This is a genomic window from Bradyrhizobium sp. dw_411, assembly GCF_018449695.1.
Classification (GTDB): Bacteria; Pseudomonadota; Alphaproteobacteria; order Rhizobiales; family Xanthobacteraceae; genus Bradyrhizobium.
In genome coordinates this window covers 27945-43147 of the sequence record NZ_JAAVUY010000032.1, presented here as the reverse complement: position 1 = coordinate 43147, position 15203 = coordinate 27945, and the positions used below count along the sequence as shown (strand labels likewise).

Genomic DNA, 15203 nt, shown 5'->3' with positions numbered 1-15203 from the left:
CCCGTGGACTTTTGGAGAATTCTTGTTCTCCTCCACCCTCTCCGGTTGTTTCGTAAAAATTCGCCCGCTTTATGCCGGAATGTCGGCGCATGATTTATCTCCCAATAAAAAACAACGGGAGGAAACCATGACAAATCCAATACATGCGGATGACAAGGCAGGAACGACATCTGCCGTCGTCGGCCGCCGCGATATGTTACGCGGCGCTGCAGCAATCGCGGCCACCGCGCTGGTTACCACCGACGCATCGGCGCGCGACTACGGCCGGGGCGCCGAACCGCAGCGCTATCCCGATCCAGACATTGTTGTGATTGATCCCAAGCGCTTCAAGGCCAAGGTCGGCAATACGGTCATCAAGCGTCTCTATACGGGCTGTCTGTGGGCGGAAGGCCCAGCCTGGAACGCGCAGGGCCAGTACCTCGTGTGGAGCGATATTCCCGCCAACCGCCAACTGCGTTATCTCGACGACGACGGTCATATCTCCGAGCAGTTTCACAAGCCCTCCGACGAAGGCAACGGTAACACCTTCGATTTCGAAGGACGCCAGATCACCGCCCAACGCACCCGCCTGATCCGTTACGAACATGACGGCTCCATCACCACGCTGGCCGAACAGGCCAATGGCAAACAGCTCAACGGACCGAACGACGTCGTGGTTCACCCCAACGACAAATCGATCTGGTTCACCGATCCGGGCTACGGCGCGATCAGCATCTATGAAGGACAAAAGGCCAATACGGGCTCTGTGCAACCCTACCAGAAGGAAGCGGTCTATCGGCTCGATGCGCAGACCGGTCAGGTCACCAAGGTGGCCGACGACCCGTTCAAGCCGAACGGCATCGCCTTCAGCCACGATTACAAGAAGGTCTATGTCTGTGATACCGGTATCACGCACTACCCCAACGCCAAGAACATTGTCTGGCAATACGATCTCAACGGCGACAAGCTCGCGAATCCGCGCACGCTGATCGACATGACGCTTGACGGCAAGTCAGGCTTCCCGGACGGCCTGCGGGTCGACACCGAAGGCAACATCTGGGTCGGCGCAGGCTGGGTTGGCGATGGCTATGACGGCGTCCAGATCTTTGCGCCGGATGGCCAACGTATCGGGCAGATTCGCCTGCCCGAGACCTGCGCCAATCTCTGCTTCGGCGGCAAGAAGCGAAACCGCTTGTTCATGACGGCCAGCCAGTCGCTGTATGCGGTTTATGTGGAAACCCAGGGCGCGCATAATTGTTGAGTGCGGTTCAGTTGAACTCGTCATTGCGAGGAGCGAAGCGACGAAGCAATTCATTCTTTCTTACTGCCGCATGGGTTGCTTCGCTGCGCTCGCAATGACGAAAGCTACATTCTTGTCGACGCCCTACCTATCCGCTATTCCTCAATCCCGCTGAAATACCATTGATCGTAAGCTGAATCCCGCGCAGCACCTGTTCATCCGGGTTCTGCGCGCGATGCTCCTTGAGCAATTCCACCTGCACGTGGTTCAACGGATCGAGATAGGGAAAGCGATTGCGAATCGAGCGTTCCAGCAGCGGATTGCCCTGCAGCAACCGTTCCTGGCCCATGATGTCGAGCAGCGTCTCGATCGAGGTGTGCCATTCGCGCCGGATCCGTCCGAAGATGTTGTCGCGCAATGTCGTGTCTGGCACGAGTTCGGCATAACGTGAGGCAATCGCGATCGAGCTCTTGGCCAGCACCATGTCCATGTTCGAAAGCAAAGTGCGGAAGAACGGCCACTCCTTGTAAAGCTCCCGCAGGAACGGCATGCCTTTGTCCGGATGTTCCGCCACCCAGGTCTCGACCGCGCTGCCAAACCCATACCATCCCGGCAGCATCAACCGGCATTGCGCCCAACTGAACACCCAGGGAATGGCGCGAAGGTCTTCGATCTCGCGGGTCTTCTTGCGCGAGGCCGGGCGGCTGCCGATGTTGAGCGTGGAGATTTCGGTGATGACGGTCGAGGCCCAGAAATAATCGGCAAAGCCTTCGGTCTCATAGACCAGCCCGCGATAGGCCTTGAAGGCGAGCGCGGACAATTGCTCCATCGCCTTTAAATAATCCCCTGACGGCGCGCTTTGTCGCGGCTGCAAAAGACTTGCCTCGAGGGTGGCGGCGGCTAGGATTTCCAGATTGTTGCGGCCGACTTCGGCGTTGGAATATTTGCTGGAGATGATCTCGCCCTGTTCGGTGATCCTGATCTGGCCGTTCACCGCGCCGCCTGGCTGCGCGATGATGGCGTCATAGCTCGGCCCGCCACCGCGGCCAACCGAACCGCCGCGGCCGTGGAACAGCCGCAGCCGCACGCCGTGGTGCTCGAACACCTCGACCAGCCCGATCTCGGCCTTGTAGAGTTCCCAGCCCGAGGTGACGAACCCGCCATCCTTGTTGCTGTCGGAATAACCGAGCATCACCTCCTGCACCGAGCGGCGGCTGTCGACTAGCTTGCGGTAATCATGCATCGACAACAGCCGGTCCATGATCGCGGAACTGGCCTGTAAATCCTCGATGGTCTCGAACAGCGGCACGATGTTGAGCGCGCTGCGGCCGGAGGGATCGACCAGCCCGGCTTCCTTGAGGAGCAGCGCGACCTCCAGCATGTCGGAGATTCCCTTGCACATCGAGATGATGCATTGGGGGATCGCATCGGTGCCGAAAAGCGCATGCGCCTTCGCCGCCTCGTGGAAAACGGCAAGCTCTCCCATCGTCTCGTCGCTGTACTTCACGAAGGCCGAGGTCAAAGGCCTGGAATTGCGCAGCTCGCTGGTAAGCAGCGCGATCCGCGCTTCTTCGTTCAAAGCGAGATAGGACATGCCGGGCATCGCCGCATCGATCAGTTCGGCGACGGTGCGCTCATGCACCGCGGAATTTTGCCGCATGTCCAATCTGGCGAGATGAAAGCCGAAACAGTCCACCGCCCGGCGCAGCAGCCGCAGCCGGCCCCGCGCGATGACGCCCGAGTTATTGGCGATCAGCGAGCGATCGAGGATATCGAGGTCGGCCTTGAACTCCTGCACGCTCGTATAAGGCGTCGCTTCACCGACCGGCGGGCGCGTGGTTTCGACCTCGAGTTTTGACGCCGTCGCAGTCAGCCGCGCATAGATGCCGGACACCGCCAGACGATAGGGCTCACCACTTCGATGCGGCGAGGTATCGGGCGAGCGTGCGGCGAGCGCGCGCAATTCTTCGGAGATGTCTGCCAGATGCGCCGCCAGCGACAATTCGGCGCCGAGCGCGTGCAATTCCTCCAGATAAAACCGCAGTACGCGGCTGCTTTGCAGGCGCAGCGTGCCCCGCATCACCTCGGCGGTGACGAAGGGATTGCCGTCGCGGTCGCCGCCGATCCAGCTCCCCATCCGCAGGAACGACGCCAGTTCGCCGCGCGCGCTGCCGTCGCCCTCGTTCAGGCGATCCTCCAGCGCGCAATGCAGCCGCGGCACCTCGTGCAGGAAAGTGTAATCGTAGAATGAAAGTCCGTTGGCGACCTCGTCCAGCACCGTGAGCTTGGTACGGCGCAATAGATTGGTCTGCCACAGCGTCACCACCGCACGCCGCAATTGCTCGTCGCTCGCCGCCAGTTCGTCCGGCGTCAACTGAACCCGCTCACGCCGGTCCAGCAAGGCGGCGATCTCCATTTCGCGGTCGATCGTGCTCTTGCGGCGGACTTCGGTCGGATGCGCGGTCAGAACCGGACTGACCAGCGCACTCTCGAAGAATTTGCGCAAATCGGCCGCGCTGAAACCGGCGCTACGCGCATGCGACAGCGTTGATGGCAGCGATCCCGGCGATTCGCCTCCGGTCGCGCGCATCCGCATTTGCCGGATGTTGTTCTGATCTTCGGCGATATTGGCGAGGTGCGAAAAATAGCTGAAGGCGCGCACGATGCGGACGGTTTCGCTGGTCGACATGCCATCGAGGATGATCTCAAGCTCGCGCCGCGCCGGCTTGTCGTCATCGCGGTGAAACCGGATCGAGGTCTGCCGGATACGTTCGACCAGGTCGAACACATCGGCGCCTTCCTGATCGCGCACGGTATCACCGAGAATGCGCCCCAGCAGCCGGATATCATTCCGCAGCCGGGCATCTTCCTCGAGCGCCAGAGCGTCGTCGGCGCGATTGGACCGCAGGTCGGTATCGGAAGGCATGATCTGGGATGACATGACGTGGATGCTCCAGAAACTGCCCGGCTCCCTTGAGTCGCAATTTTTGCGGCTTTGCGCAAGACCAAGATGAGGGCGGCGGCTAGACTGGAGGTGTCCTCCTGGTGAAGAGCGCTCACGCAGGGATGAGGTTAGAATGTCAAACGTCGGCGAAGCGCGGGGCGCGCTTTTCGATATTGGCGCGCACGGCTTCAAGCTGATTGCGCGCACCCATCAGCTTCATCTGTTCGACGGATTCAGCCTGCAGCGCAGCAGCGGGATCGACGCTTAAATTGTTCAGCAGACGCTTGGCGGCGCGGATCGCGTCGGGGCTCTTGCCCGCGATCTCGCGCGCGACTTTCAGGGCGGCAGCGCGCGGGTCGTCGCAGATCCGCGTCGCGAGGCCGTAACTCATGGCTTCCTGCGCCGAGAAAATCCGGCCGGTGTAAGTCAGTTCGCGCAGGATATCGTCACGCACGAGGCTCGCCAGGATCGGCGTCCCCGCCATATCCGGTATCAGCCCCCATTTGATCTCCATGATCGACATCCGGGCGTCCGGCGCCAGGAACCGCATGTCGGCGCCGAGCGCGAGCTGAAAGCCGCCGCCGAATGCCACGCCCTGGATCGCGGCGATCACCGGCACCGGAAGCTGCCGCCATCCCCACACCGCCTGTTGCGGGAAATTGGCAAGGCCATGGGTGCGTGGGGTCAGGTCACGCGTTTCGCCGCCCGCGATCCCGCTGCCGCCGCCTTCCTTCATGGCGGCGAACCTGTTCATATCGAGGCCGGCGCAGAACGAGCGGCCTTCCCCGGACAATACTACCGCCCGCAAGCCCTTTTCACGGCCCAGGCGGTCGCAGGTCGCGACCAGCGCCTCGAACATCGCGGCATCGAGCGCATTCATCTTGTCCGCCCGCGCCAGACGGACGTCGGCGACGCCTTCCGAGATCGATACCGAGACACGATCGTCCATGGAAACTTCCTCCACTCTTTTCGTTGCAGCCACTTTACAGAAAGGCGCAGTCCGGTTTTAGTCAATCAACTAATTAACAAGCAAGCCTCCAGGGGTGGAACCTCCATGTTCAACGAACAGCTCCTTGCGGGCCGGCGCATTCTTGTCACCGGCGGCGGTACCGGCCTCGGCAAGTCGATGGCGGCGCGCTTCCTGCAGCTCGGCGCCGAGGTTCACATCTGCGGCCGCCGCAAAAGCGTCTGCGACGAAACCGCCACCGAGTTGATGGACCTCTATGGCGGCCGGGTGATGAGCCACGGCATCGATATCCGAAACGCGCTCGCGGTCGATGAGATGATCGAGGCGATTTTCACCGACGGCCCGCTCACCGACCTCGTCAACAACGCCGCCGGCAATTTCATCTCGCGCACGCAGGACCTGACGCCGCGCGGCTTCGATGCGGTCGCCAATATCGTCATGCACGGCACATTCTATGTGACGCACGCGGTCGGCCGGCGCTGGATCGCCGGCGGCCATCGCGGCAATGTCGTGTCTATCACCGTCACCTGGGTGCGCAATGGCAGCCCCTATGTGGTGCCTTCCGCGATGAGCAAGTCCGCGATCCACGCCATGACGATGTCGCTGGCGACGGAATGGGGACGCTACGGCATCCGGCTCAACACGATTGCGCCCGGCGAAATTCCGACCGAAGGCATGAGCAAGCGCATCAAGCCCGGCGACGAAGCCGGCGCGCGCACGATTGCGCAAAACCCGATGGGCCGTGTCGGCAAGATGGAAGAACTGCAGAATTTGGCGGTGTTCCTGATTTCCGGCGGCTGCGACTGGATCAACGGCGAGACCATCGCGATGGATGGCGGCCAGGCGCTCGCGATGGGCGGCAACTTCTATCAATTGCGCGACTGGTCCGATGCCGACTGGACCGCCGCACGCGACGCGATCAAGGCGCAGAACGAAAAGGACCGCGCTGCAAGAGGAACCTCATCCTGACGAGCGGCCGCTTGGCCGCGTCTCGAAGGATGTAAAGCACCGGGGCTCTCATGGTTCGAGACGCGCGCCAAAGCGCGCTCCTCACCATGAGGAATTTGCCCGGCGTTTGCTGTGACCACGCTGTTGAAGCACCAGGATTCTGTTTGCCGTATTGTTTTTAGCGCGAGATGACGTCACACTCCGCCCAACAACATAAAAACTGCCGGGGGCAACATGTCCGTATCTGAGGAAACGGCAAACCTTGCCGACATGGTGCGCGAGCGGGTGAAGTCCCGCGGCGATTTCATCGCGTTCGAATTCGAGGGACGCCAGACCAGCTTTTCCGATCTCGATCGCAACACCAATCGCGTCGCCAACGCGCTTAAGGCGACCGGCGTCAAGACCGGCGAGCGCATCGCCTATCTCGGCAAGAACAGCGACATCTATTTCGAACTGTGGCTCGGCGCGATCAAGGCCAATGTGGTGATGACGCCTGTGAACTGGCGGCTGGCCGGACCCGAGATCGCCTTCATCGTCGGGGATTGCAAGGCGCCCGTGCTGTTCGTCGGGCCGGAGTTCACCGAGCAAGTCCAGCGCATCACGGATCAATTGCCCGATGTGCGCACCTTCATCGCGACCGAAGGCGGCGCGGCCGGCTGGCAGGCCTACACAGCCTGGCGGGACGGACAAAGCGAAGAGGATCCCGACATCGCGATTGGCCCACGCGACATCGCGATCCAGCTTTACACCTCCGGTACGACGGGAAAACCAAAAGGCGCGATGCTGTCGCATGCCAATCTTCTCAATCTGGTGGAGACCGGCCAGGGCGAAAAGCCCGACTGGAACAAATGGACCGAGGATGACGTCTCGCTGGTCGCAATGCCGATCTTCCACATCGGCGGTTCCGGCTGGGGTGTGCTCGGTGTCTATCACGGGGCTAAAGGCGTGATCGCCCGCGAATTCGATCCCAACAAGGTGCTGGATTTTATCGAGCACTCCCGCATTACGAAGCTTTTCATGGTCCCTGCCGCGATGCAGTTCGTGGTGCGCCAGCCTCGCGCGCGCGAGGTGGATTTTTCGCGGCTTAAATACATGCTGTACGGCGCGTCGCCGATCCCCGCCGCGCTGCTCAAGGAATGCATCCAGGTGTTCGGCTGCGGCTTCGTGCAGGTCTACGGCATGACCGAGACCACCGGCGGCATCGTGGCGCTGCCGCCGGAAGACCACGTCGAGGGACTGGACCGGATGCGCTCGGCCGGCAAGGCGCTGCCGGGCGTCGAACTCGCGATCCTCGATGCCGACGGCAAGCGATTGCCGCTTGGCGAAGTCGGCGAGATCGCCACGCGATCAGGCTCGAACATGGCGGGTTACTGGAATTTGCCGGAGGCCACCGCTCGCACACTCGACAGCGAAGGCTGGCTGCGCACCGGTGACGCCGGCTACATGGACAGCGACGGCTATCTCTACATCCACGACCGCATCAAGGACATGATCATTTCCGGCGGCGAGAATATCTATCCGGCCGAAGTCGAAAGCGCGATCTGCGATCATCCTGATGTGGCCGAAGTAGCGGTGGTCGGCGTGCCCGACGACCAATGGGGCGAAGCGGTCAAGGCGATCGTGGTGATGAAGCCCGGCAAACAGGCTAGCGCCGCTGACATCATCGGCTTCACCCGCCAGCGCATCGCGATCTTCAAGACACCGAAGACCGTCGATTTCATCGACGCGCTGCCCCGCAATGCCTCGGGCAAGATCCTGCGCCGTCATTTGCGCGATCCCTACTGGGTGGGTAAAGACCGGCAGGTGAATTAAAAAGAAACGACGGAGCGAATATGGATTTGAAATTTTCCAAAGTGACGCGCAAAGGCCCGATCACGATCGTAACGCTATCGCGCCCCGAAGTTTACAACGCGCTGCATACCGACGCACATTTCGAACTGAACAGAGTGTTTAACGATTTCGCCGCCGATCCCGAGCAATGGGTCGCGATCATTACCGGCGCGGGCGACAAGGCGTTTTGCGCGGGAAACGATTTGAAATGGCAGGCCGCCGGCGGCAAACGCGGCTGGGATACCGGCGGATTCGCCGGGCTGACCTCCCGCTTCGATTGCGACAAGCCGATCATCGCGGCGGTCAACGGCGTCGCGATGGGCGGCGGCTTCGAGATCGCGCTGGCCTGCGACCTCATTATCGCCTCCGAGAATGCGACATTCGCATTGCCCGAACCGCGCGTCGGCCTCGCCGCGCTGGCCGGCGGGTTGCACCGGCTGCCGCGGCAGATCGGCCTCAAGCGCGCGATGGGCATGATCCTAACCGCGCGCCATGTCAGCGCGCGCGAAGGTCACGAACTCGGCTTCGTCAACGAGGTGGTTCCGGCAGGCGAAGCGCTGGCGGCGGCGGAGCGCTGGGCGGAGACCATCTGCAAGAACAGCCCGATGTCGATCCGCGCTTCCAAGCAGACCATTCAGAAAGGCCTCGCAGTGTCACTGGAACAGGCGATTGCCGAGCAGCGCGAATATCCCGCGGTCAAGGCGATGGCCGCGTCGCAGGATTACATTGAGGGCCCGAAGGCGTTTTCCGAAAAGCGCCCGCCGAAATGGACGGGGAAATGACACCCGTCATTCCGGGATGGTGCGTAAGCACCAGACCCGGAATCTCGAGATTCCGGGTTCGATGCTTTGCATCGCCCCGGAATGACGGGTGTTACTTCCCCAAAAATTGCGCCGGACGCTTCTCAAGGAACGCCGCAATACCCTCCCTGAAATCTTCAGTTGCGCCGGCAATGCGCTGGGATTCGAATTCGAGGTTGAGCTGCTGCTCGTAGGAATTTTCCGGACTGTCCCAATAGAGCTTGCGGATCAGCGACAGAGCGATTGTCGGGCCGTTCGCCAGTTCATGTGCAAGCTTCATGGTCTCCTCGCTCAAAACAGCGTCGTCATAGACCCGGTTGACCAGCCCCCACTCCAGCGCCTTCTCGGCTGGAAGCCGCTCGCCCATCAACGACAATTCGACCGAACGCGCCTTGCCGATCAGCCGCGGCAATAGCCAGGTCGATCCGCAGTCGGGGACCAGACCGATGCGGCGGAACGCCTGCAGGAAATACGACGAACGCGCGCACAGGATCATGTCGCCCATCAGCGCGAAGCTCATGCCGGCGCCAGCGGCAGCGCCATTGACCGAGGTCACGATCGGGCAATGCAGATTGCGCAGCCGCCGCAGGAACGGATGAAACGCAGTCTCCAGCGCCGCGCCGGCATTGCTCCTGCCTGGCTTTACAGCACGTCCTTGCAGATTGGCGCCGGTGCAGAATGCACGTCCCGCACCTGTGATGACGAGGCAACGGACCTCGACGCGTTTTTCCTCGATCGCATCGAGCGCCTCGCCAAGGCTGGTCAGCATCTCAAGCGAGACCGCGTTCATCACTTCCTGATGGTCGAGCTTGAGCACGGCAACCAGTCCATCGAAATCGAGCGTGATGTGCTTGAACGTCATTTGTGTCTTCATGCGTTTTGGCCCGCTTTGTTTGTTCCGCAGTGCGGAAGTTTCAACCCTGATCCCATTTTTGATTTTCCGGGCGGGCTTGTCCATGGCCGGCTTCGCGACATTGGCTGTCGCACGCGCCCATAAATTCTCAGCGTCGTCCCGGCGAAGGCCGGGACGACAATGTGAGAGGGCCGTCGCCAATAAAAAAGCCCCGGGCGATGCCGGGGCTTTTGCAGGAAACAGAAAGCGCGATCAGTACCTCGGAACGATCGGAGCGCCAAAGCGGTAGTTGATCCGCGCCGTGACCATGTCGGCGTCCTGGCCGATATCCATCGCACGTCGTATTCCGCCCGCGGGGACCAGGTTGCCCGCCCCGAGCCCGGTCGAGGCAAAGGTCTTGTTGTTGTTGCCCATGAACAGATGATCGTACTCCAGCGCAACCGACCAGTTGCGGGCGAAGCCGTATTCGATACCGGCACCGGCAACGCCGCCGAGGCGGGTTTCGCTGGTGTGATCGACGCCAATACCGGTCGCAGTACCCAATCCATTGTACTTGTCCGCAACAACCGCGGCGCCGCCCTTCGCATAGAACAGCGCGTTGTTCCAGGCATAACCGACCTGTCCGGTGAAGAGACCCAGTCCTTCGATCTTGGTCTGGTTTGTCACCAGCGGGTTGACCTGACTGACATTGGCGCCCTTCAAATTGCTCCAGTCGCCCTGCGCTTCCGCGCCGAACACGAAAGCGCCGGTCTGCCAGCGATAGCCGTACTGACCGCCGAGCACGGCCCCGCTGCCAGTGCTGCAACCTTCTCCACGAGGCGCCACCGGAACATTCAACGCGCTGTTGGTGAGGGTTTCGCAGGTTCGTTCCTGACCCCAACCGCCATTGGCGCCGATGTAGAAACCGCTCCAGTCATAGGCGGCCGCGACTACCGCCGGCGCCTTGGTGTAATAGGTCTGCGGCGCGAGATCGGCCGCGCTGGCCAGGCCGGAACCAAGGATAACGCCAATTGCGGCGGTGACCCCGGCCACCACATGTGATTTTCGCATCATGCCCCCCTCAGCCCCCCAAGGCTGCTCCCGTTGGAAATACCGACTGAAACAAGCGCGACATCGCGAGTTGCAGCCCGCAATTAACTTTCAACAGGGGCGTGAAAGCCGGGTTAATTCGGCTTCGGTCACTTCGGCCACCTCGATTCGAGGTTAATGTTGTAGAAGCACAGAACCGATGACATTAACTCTCCGCTTCGCCAACAAAGAGAGCCCCCATGCTTGCGTCCCAGCGCGACTTGTTCGAGATACCGCGCGATATTTGCTACTTGAACTCGGCCTCCTGCAGCCCGCTGCCGCTGCGAACGCTGGAAGCCGGCCGCGCCGCCGTCGGGCGTAAGGGCGCGCCCTGGATGCTTGAAGCCTCGTTCGCCGATCAGCAGCAGGAACGGGCGCGAGCCGCGGCAGCGCGACTGATCCATGCCGACCCCGCCGACGTCGCGCTGATCCCATCGATCAGCTATGGCATCGCGACCGCGGCCAAGATTCTCAAGATCGAACGTGGTACCCGCGTCATTGTTCTGGAGGACGATCATTCCTCGCCGGTGCTCGAATGGCACGCGCGGGCGCAGGCGCAGGATTTTGTGGTGGAAACGGTCCGCCGGCCGGATGATGGCGACTGGACTTCCGCCGTTCTCGCGGTCATCGAGCGGTCGGGTGCCGCACCGGTCAGCCTGGCCTCGATCTCTTCGTTACATTGGTCGGACGGCGCGCTGATCGATGTCGAGAAGGTCGGCGCGGCACTACGACAGCGCGGCGCGATCTTCCTTGTCGACGCCACGCAGAGCGCCGGCGTGCTGGCGATGGATGTGAGGCGTCTCGATCCGGATTTTGTGATCTTCCCGACCTACAAGTGGCTGCTCGGGCCTTATGGCCGCGCTTTTCTCTATGTCGCACGGCGCCATCAGGATGGCGTCCCGCTCGAACAGACCGCGGGCGGCCGCCGCGACGTGCGCGCCGAGAACGCGGCCTATTTCTCGGACCTGCGCTACCTTCCCGACGCCAGGCGCTTCGACATGGGCGAACGCGATTATTTTATCAGTTTGGAGATGGCCTCGATCGGCATGGACATGATGGCCGAATGGGGCACGGACGCCGTCGCCGAGCGCCTGCGCATGTTGACCAACCGCATCGCGGAGGGCGTGCGCGGTTTCGGCGTCAGCGTGCTGGAGCCGCACTTGCGGACGCCGCACATCCTGAGCCTCGGTTTCAAGGATGGCATCCCGAAAGGCCTCGTGGATGGCCTTGCCAGCGAAGGCATCTACGTCGCGACACGGCTCGGCCAAGTACGGGTGTCACCGCATGTGTATAATGATGAGGATGACGCAGATCGGTTTATCGCAGGGTTGGGGAATCGGTTGCGGGGGTCGTGAGCAGAAGCTGGCTCGCGCAGCAACCTCATCCCGTCATTGCGAGCGACGCGAAGCAATCCATCGCGCGGCACAAAGAAAGAATGGATTGCTTCGTCGCTTCGCTCCTCGCAATGACGAAATCTCTCGCGTCTGCGCCATTCCGCCCCCGCGCGATCCTCCCTGACTTGATGTAGGCTGCCCGCGACCTTTCAGAAATTGGAGATGACCATGAAGACCCTGCTAAAGATGTGCGCTGTTGGAATGCTGGCTTTGATCGCAATATCAGGCCAGGCGCTCGCGCAAGGCGCCACCACGCCGGAAGCGCGGCTGAAGGAAAAGAACATTACCTTGCCAACCGTGCCGCCGCCGGTCGCCAATTATGTTGACGCCGTGCGGGTCGGAAATTTGCTGTTCCTGTCCGGAAACACCCCTGCAGCCGACTGGAAATTCAAGGGCAAGGTCGGCAAGGACATGACCGTCCAGGAGGGCTACGACACCGCGCGCCAGGTCGGATTGATCATGCTGGCGAAAGTGCGAAATGCGCTCGGCAGCCTCGATCACGTCAAACGCGTCGTGAAGGTTTTCGGCATGGTCAACTCACCTGACGGCTTTGGTGATCAGCCGCGCGTCATCAACGGATTTTCCGATTTGATGGTGGAAGTCTTTGGCGAAAACGGAAAACACACGCGCTCCGCGGTAGGAATGGCGGGGCTGCCGTTCAACAACGCCGTTGAGGTCGAGATGATTGTCGAGGTGGAGTGAGTTCGAACGACCGGCAACCGAGCACGTTGCGCGCCGAGTTCATCCCGTCATTCCGGGATGGTGCGCAGCACCAGACCCGGAATCTCGAGATTCCGGGCTCGATGCTTCGCATCGCCCCGGAATGACGGGACCTAAGAAACGGCCACTTTCCGTCCCCACCCTGTCGCCGTCATCACAAACCCCTCATACCCCTTCGCCACGACCTCGTTGCAGATCTGGCGGTAGACGTTCACGCCGCCGATATAGGGCATGAATATCTGCGGCTTGCCCGGAATATTGGCGCCCATGTACCAGGAATTGGCCTGCGGATAGAGCGTGGCGTGGACCACTTCATTGACATGCGCGACCCATTTGTCCTCGGCGTCCTTGCTGGCTTCGATGGTATCGAGGCCGCGGTCGCGCATGGTAGCGATGGCGTCGGCGATCCAGTCGACATGCTGCTCGATCGCCACGATCATATTGCTCAGCACCGACGGGCTGCCGGGACCTGTGATGATGAACAGATTGGGAAAGCCCGCACTCATCAGGCCAAGATAGGTCTTGGGGCCCTCTGCCCATTTGGCGTTGAGCGTCTGGCCCTCGCGGCCGCGAATGTCGATCTTCGCGACCGAGCCGGTCATGGCGTCGAAGCCGGTCGCGAGTACCAGTGCATCGACTTCATGGTCTTTACCGCCGGCGCGCACCGCGTTCGGCAGGATCGTCTCAATCGGACTGGATTTGATATCGACGAGGGTTACGTTCGGCCGATTGAAGGTCGCGTAATAATCCGTATCGACACAAATGCGTTTTGAACCGATCGGATGATCCCTGGGCTGCAGCAGTTTTGCGGTCTGCGGATCGCTGACGATCTCCGCGATCTTGCCGCGGACGAAATCGGCGGCGGTGTCGTTGGCGGTCTTGTCGAGCACGAGATTGTTGTAAACCGAGAGGAAGGTGAGGCCGCCGTAGGCCCAGCGCGACTCATATTTGGCGCGCCGCGCATTGTCGCCATCATCCAGCGCACCGCGATCGGGTAATTCCTGCACGATGCCGTTGCGCATCTCTTCGCGCGCGATGCGCCGGATCTCGGGATAGTTCGAGCGAAACGTATCGCGCTCTTCCGGCGTCAGCGCAGCGTTACGGGCCGGAATGCTGAAATTCGCGGTACGCTGAAACACCGTGAGATGCCTGGCCTGCGCGGCAATCACAGGCACCGACTGGATCGCCGACGATCCCGTGCCTATCACGCCGACGCGCAGGCCTGTGAAATCAACCTGATCATGCGGCCAATGGCCGGTGTGATAGACCTGCCCTTTGAAATTCGGGAGGCCCTTGATGTCGGGCATCCTTGCATTGGAAAGACAGCCGGTGGCGAGGACGACATATTTCGCCGTCACGGCCTTGCCGTCGGACGTGGTCACCGACCAGCCATGCGTGCGCTCGTCGAAGGCCGCGCGCTCGACGCGGGTGTCGAACTGAATATCCGGCCGCAAATTGAAGCGATCGGCGACATGATTGGCATATTTCAGGATTTCCGGCTGCGGCGCGTAGCGCTCGCTCCATTCCCATTCCTGCTGCAGTTCATTCGAAAACGAATACGAGTACTGCATGCTTTCGATGTCGCAGCGCGCGCCGGGATAGCGGTTCCAGTACCAGGTGCCCCCGACATCGCCGCCCTGCTCGTAGACCCGAACCGCCAATCCCTGCCCGCGCAACCGATGCAGCATGTACATGCCGGCAAAACCGGCGCCGACCACGACGACATCATAGGTTTCGGTATTTTTGGCGTCGCCCTTGCCGGATATCGATGACGCGGCGGACATGGTTTCGCGTTCCCTTGGAATTTTTTGTATTGCGAACCAGCATTCTACCCGCGGCCCGAAAGCGCAAGGATTAAAATGTCGTCGAATATTCTGCGGCGCGGAACGCTAATGGTTCCTCGTGGTGAGGAGGCGCGAAAGCGCCGTCTCGAACCATGAGAGCCCGAGTGCTGCACATCCTTCGAGACGCGGCCAAGTGGCCGCTCCTCGGGTTGAGGTCGGAGGTCGCTTGGCATCCGCATCCATCATGCGCTAGCGTCGTCGAAATGACCGAAGGCAAAAACAAACAGCCTCGAATGCCGCCGGGAGTGAAACACGACGATGAAATCGCCGATCTGCGAGATGCTGGGAATCGAATTTCCCCTGCTGGCCTTCAGCCATTGCCGTGACGTGGTTGCCGCGGTCAGCCGGGCCGGGCCGCCTCAGGCAATGCAAGGGCGCGCGACCTCGTCAGCTACTTCGTCGGACAGGGCGTCGGCTTGATCGACAGCGTGAAATCCGCCGGCGCCGTGGTGCAGGAATTCAAGGAAGATTTCGTCGAGGCCGTGGAGCACATGAATGCGCTGGTGGGGAAATAGCCTACCAACCTCGTCATTGCGAGCGCAAGCGAAGCAATCCATCTTGACGTCGAAGAAAGTATGGATTGCTTCGTCGCTGACGCTCCTCGCAATGACGAAGA

11 protein-coding genes and 1 pseudogene are annotated in these 15203 nt (G+C 61.3%); 7 read left to right on the top strand and 5 right to left on the bottom strand.

Annotated elements, in window-relative coordinates; genetic code table 11:
* Positions 1 to 127: 127 nt before the first annotated feature.
* A complete protein-coding gene (locus HB676_RS32810) occupies positions 128 to 1240 on the top strand; it encodes an SMP-30/gluconolactonase/LRE family protein (RefSeq protein WP_213742659.1) in 1113 nt (370 codons plus the stop codon).
* Between the two features lie 127 nt (positions 1241 to 1367).
* Here HB676_RS32810 and ppc read toward each other — a convergent pair whose 3' ends face one another.
* Together ppc and HB676_RS32800 are read right to left on the bottom strand one after the other, a co-directional pair.
* Positions 1368 to 4160: a phosphoenolpyruvate carboxylase gene (gene ppc / locus HB676_RS32805; protein WP_213742658.1), complete on the bottom strand. Its 2793-nt coding sequence runs from the start codon at positions 4158 to 4160 to the stop codon at positions 1368 to 1370.
* 139 nt (positions 4161 to 4299) lie between these two features.
* The gene (locus HB676_RS32800; protein ID WP_213742657.1) at positions 4300 to 5112 is read right to left on the bottom strand and encodes a crotonase/enoyl-CoA hydratase family protein; all 813 of its coding nucleotides are present in this window, start codon (positions 5110 to 5112) and stop codon (positions 4300 to 4302) included.
* A gap of 105 nt (positions 5113 to 5217) precedes the next feature.
* Between HB676_RS32800 and HB676_RS32795 the strand changes: the two genes are divergently transcribed.
* The 3 genes from HB676_RS32795 to HB676_RS32785 all read left to right on the top strand — a co-directional run bounded on the left by HB676_RS32795 (position 5218) and on the right by HB676_RS32785 (position 8690).
* Positions 5218 to 6099: an SDR family oxidoreductase gene (locus HB676_RS32795; RefSeq protein WP_213742656.1), complete on the top strand. Its 882-nt coding sequence runs from the start codon at positions 5218 to 5220 to the stop codon at positions 6097 to 6099.
* A 213-nt stretch (positions 6100 to 6312) separates the two neighbouring features.
* The gene (locus HB676_RS32790) at positions 6313 to 7890 is read left to right on the top strand and encodes a fatty acid--CoA ligase (protein WP_213742655.1); all 1578 of its coding nucleotides are present in this window, start codon (positions 6313 to 6315) and stop codon (positions 7888 to 7890) included.
* 20 nt (positions 7891 to 7910) lie between these two features.
* Positions 7911 to 8690: an enoyl-CoA hydratase-related protein gene (locus HB676_RS32785; RefSeq protein ID WP_213742654.1), complete on the top strand. Its 780-nt coding sequence runs from the start codon at positions 7911 to 7913 to the stop codon at positions 8688 to 8690.
* A 91-nt stretch (positions 8691 to 8781) separates the two neighbouring features.
* On the opposite strand, the gene HB676_RS32780 is transcribed toward HB676_RS32785, so the two are convergent.
* Both HB676_RS32780 and HB676_RS32775 read right to left on the bottom strand, forming a co-directional pair.
* Positions 8782 to 9570, bottom strand: coding sequence for an enoyl-CoA hydratase/isomerase (locus HB676_RS32780; RefSeq protein WP_213742653.1), 789 nt, complete (start codon positions 9568 to 9570; stop codon positions 8782 to 8784).
* A 243-nt stretch (positions 9571 to 9813) separates the two neighbouring features.
* A complete protein-coding gene (locus HB676_RS32775; RefSeq protein ID WP_213742662.1) occupies positions 9814 to 10611 on the bottom strand; it encodes an outer membrane beta-barrel protein in 798 nt (265 codons plus the stop codon).
* Positions 10612 to 10829: 218 nt separating this feature from the next.
* Between HB676_RS32775 and HB676_RS32770 the strand changes: the two genes are divergently transcribed.
* Positions 10830 to 11984 (top strand): aminotransferase class V-fold PLP-dependent enzyme, encoded by a 1155-nt coding sequence (locus HB676_RS32770; protein ID WP_213742652.1) that lies wholly within the window; start codon positions 10830 to 10832, stop codon positions 11982 to 11984.
* A 207-nt stretch (positions 11985 to 12191) separates the two neighbouring features.
* On the top strand, positions 12192 to 12725 hold the full coding sequence (locus HB676_RS32765; RefSeq protein WP_249780574.1) for a RidA family protein: 534 nt from the start codon (positions 12192 to 12194) through the stop codon (positions 12723 to 12725).
* A gap of 131 nt (positions 12726 to 12856) precedes the next feature.
* On the opposite strand, the gene HB676_RS32760 is transcribed toward HB676_RS32765, so the two are convergent.
* On the bottom strand, positions 12857 to 14527 hold the full coding sequence (locus HB676_RS32760; protein WP_213742651.1) for an NAD(P)/FAD-dependent oxidoreductase: 1671 nt from the start codon (positions 14525 to 14527) through the stop codon (positions 12857 to 12859).
* 413 nt (positions 14528 to 14940) lie between these two features.
* Between HB676_RS32760 and HB676_RS34315 the strand changes: the two are divergent.
* A pseudogene (locus tag HB676_RS34315) lies at positions 14941 to 15102 on the top strand (nitronate monooxygenase); the annotation flags it as partial.
* Positions 15103 to 15203: the final 101 nt, after the last annotated feature.

Bases quoted from the DNA above. Each gene is read 5' to 3' on its own strand.
- HB676_RS32780 (WP_213742653.1), bottom strand. From the start codon at position 9,570: ATGACGTTCAAGCACATCACGCTCGATTTCGATGGACTGGTTGCCGTG.
- HB676_RS32775 (WP_213742662.1), bottom strand. From the start codon at position 10,611: ATGCGAAAATCACATGTGGTGGCCGGGGTCACCGCCGCAATTGGCGTT.
- HB676_RS32785 (WP_213742654.1), top strand. From the start codon at position 7,911: ATGGATTTGAAATTTTCCAAAGTGACGCGCAAAGGCCCGATCACGATC.
- HB676_RS32810 (WP_213742659.1), top strand. From the start codon at position 128: ATGACAAATCCAATACATGCGGATGACAAGGCAGGAACGACATCTGCC.
- HB676_RS32790 (WP_213742655.1), top strand. From the start codon at position 6,313: ATGTCCGTATCTGAGGAAACGGCAAACCTTGCCGACATGGTGCGCGAG.
- HB676_RS32760 (WP_213742651.1), bottom strand. From the start codon at position 14,527: ATGTCCGCCGCGTCATCGATATCCGGCAAGGGCGACGCCAAAAATACC.
- HB676_RS32795 (WP_213742656.1), top strand. From the start codon at position 5,218: ATGTTCAACGAACAGCTCCTTGCGGGCCGGCGCATTCTTGTCACCGGC.
- ppc (WP_213742658.1), bottom strand. From the start codon at position 4,160: ATGTCATCCCAGATCATGCCTTCCGATACCGACCTGCGGTCCAATCGC.
- HB676_RS32765 (WP_249780574.1), top strand. From the start codon at position 12,192: ATGAAGACCCTGCTAAAGATGTGCGCTGTTGGAATGCTGGCTTTGATC.
- HB676_RS32770 (WP_213742652.1), top strand. From the start codon at position 10,830: ATGCTTGCGTCCCAGCGCGACTTGTTCGAGATACCGCGCGATATTTGC.
- HB676_RS32800 (WP_213742657.1), bottom strand. From the start codon at position 5,112: ATGGACGATCGTGTCTCGGTATCGATCTCGGAAGGCGTCGCCGACGTC.